This is a genomic window from Corynebacterium gottingense, from assembly GCF_003693265.1.
GTDB classification, from domain to species: Bacteria; Actinomycetota; Actinomycetes; order Mycobacteriales; family Mycobacteriaceae; genus Corynebacterium; species Corynebacterium gottingense.
This window is the reverse complement of record NZ_RDRE01000099.1, coordinates 1-2,054: the sequence shown is the minus strand read 5'-3', so window position 1 is coordinate 2,054 and position 2,054 is coordinate 1. Positions and strand designations below refer to the sequence as shown.

Here is a 2,054-nt window from a genome sequence, read left to right as displayed (position 1 = left end):
GGCAACAAGGAAGCCCCGGCGGTCAATACCGCCGGGGCACACTCCACTCACCGAAGGGACGCCTAGGCCACCAGGGTCCCAATCTGCTCACCGGCAACGGCGCGGGCGATGTTGCCCTCCTTGAGCAGGTTAAACACCAGGATCGGCATGTTGTTGTCCATGCAGAGGGAGAACGCGGTGGCATCCGCCACCTTGAGGCCCTGCTCAAGCACCTCGCGCGGCGAGATTTCAGTGAGCAGGTTGGCGTCCGGGTTGGTGCGCGGGTCGTCGTCGTAGACGCCGTCGACACCCTTGGCCATCAGCAGGACCTCGCACCCGATCTCCAGCGCGCGCTGCGCAGCGGTGGTGTCGGTAGAGAAGTACGGCATGCCCATGCCGGCGCCGAAGATGACCACGCGGCCCTTCTCCAGGTGGCGGGCGGCGCGCAGCGGCAGGTACGGCTCAGCGATCTGCGCCATGTTGATGGACGTCTGCACGCGGCAGTCCACGCCCTTCTGCTGCAAGAAGTCCTGCAGCGCCAGGCAGTTCATGACGGTGCCGAGCATGCCCATGTAGTCAGAACGCGCGCGGTCCAGGCCGCGCTTCTGCAGCTCCGCTCCGCGGAAGAAGTTGCCGCCGCCGATGACCACGGCGACCTCGGTACCCGCCTTGGCCACCTCAGCGATCTGGGAGGCGACGCTGTCCACCACGTCCGGGTCGATGCCGACCTTGCCGCCGCCGAACATCTCACCACCAAGCTTGAGCATGACGCGTTTGAATCCGTTGCGGTTGAGGGCGAAATCAGTCACGGTGTGACACTCCTTATGCACAAATGCCGGGTGGTGAATCGAAAGCTTGCGTATTCGCACCCGATTCTAACCAGTTCCCCCGCAACCAGGTAAATGCACTGCAAAGAACGCGAAAGCGCCCCGCCCCGGTTTCCCGGGGGCAGGGCGCTAGAGCGGAACAGACTCGACGGGGCTCACGGCATCGTCGATAAGCAGATTGCTTACGCCTGGCCGACCTCGAAGCGCACGAAGTCGGTGATCTCGATGCCGCTCTCCTCCGTGAACTGCTTCACGGTCTTCTTGGAGTCTGCGAGGGACGGCTGGTCCAGCAGCACGACGTCCTTGTAGAAGCCGCCCATGCGGCCCTGGACGATCTTCTCGATGGCAGCCTCGGGCTTGCCCTCGTTGCGGGTGATCTCCTCCTGCACCGCGCGCTCCTTCTCCACGACCTCGGCCGGGATGTCCTCCTGCTTGAGGAAGCGAGCCTTCATCGCGGCGATCTGCAGAGCGACCTGGTGAGCGGCCTCCTCGTTGTCACCGGTGTAGGCAACGAGCACGCCCACGGCCGGCGGCAGGTCCGCGGAGCGCTGGTGCAGGTACTTCGCAACGTTGTCGCCCTCGACGGTTGCGGCGCGGCGCAGCTCGAGCTTCTCTCCGATCTTTGCGGACAGGACCTGCAGCGCCTCGTGCGCGGTCTGGCCGTCGACGTCAGCGTTTGCCAGCTCCTCCTGGGAGTTCGCCTTCACAGCGGCAGCGGCGTCGGCGATCTTAGCGGCGAGGTCCTTGAACTCCTGGTTCTTGGCCACGAAGTCGGTCTCTGCGTTGATCTCCACGATGGTGTTGCCGGAAACTGCAACGAGGCCCTCGAGGGCGTTGCGCTCAGCGCGCTTGCCCACGTCCTTTGCGCCCTTAATGCGCAGGTTCTCAACGGCCTTCTCAAAGTCGCCGTCGGTCTCCTGGAGTGCCTTCTTGCAGTCCATCATGCCGGAGCCGGTGATCTCGCGGAGCTTCTTCACGTCTGCTGCAGTGTAGTTCGCCATGTTGGGGCGATCCTCCTCGTAAGGTTTGTGCAATTTTGGGCAGCTTATCGGCGCCCACGCGCCCACAAGCAACCAAAATTGGCTGTGATAAGTAATCGTGTAAAGGGTAGCCGACTTTGCGTGAGTCGGCACGCTAGGAAATGCTAGCAGCCCTTGGATGCACTACACCCCGCGCTTCGCTCGCGTCCCGGCCCAGTGAAGTGGGGCGGACGTGAACCGAAGACGCGGGGTGCATGTGTCAGGGGGT

General features: G+C 63.7%; 2 protein-coding genes. Both read right to left on the bottom strand.

The annotated features are described in order from the left end of the window. Nucleotides 1-62: 62 nt before the first annotated feature. Nucleotides 63-746, bottom strand: coding sequence for a UMP kinase (gene pyrH / locus EAW56_RS11895; protein WP_222428211.1), 684 nt, complete (start codon nt 744-746; stop codon nt 63-65). Nucleotides 747-988: 242 nt separating this feature from the next. After that, nucleotides 989-1,807, bottom strand: coding sequence for a translation elongation factor Ts (gene tsf, locus EAW56_RS11890; RefSeq protein WP_095536760.1), 819 nt, complete (start codon nt 1,805-1,807; stop codon nt 989-991). Nucleotides 1,808-2,054: the final 247 nt, after the last annotated feature.

Bases quoted from the DNA above. Each gene is read 5' to 3' on its own strand.
- pyrH (WP_222428211.1), bottom strand. From the start codon at position 746: ATGCTCAAGCTTGGTGGTGAGATGTTCGGCGGCGGCAAGGTCGGCATC.
- tsf (WP_095536760.1), bottom strand. From the start codon at position 1,807: ATGGCGAACTACACTGCAGCAGACGTGAAGAAGCTCCGCGAGATCACC.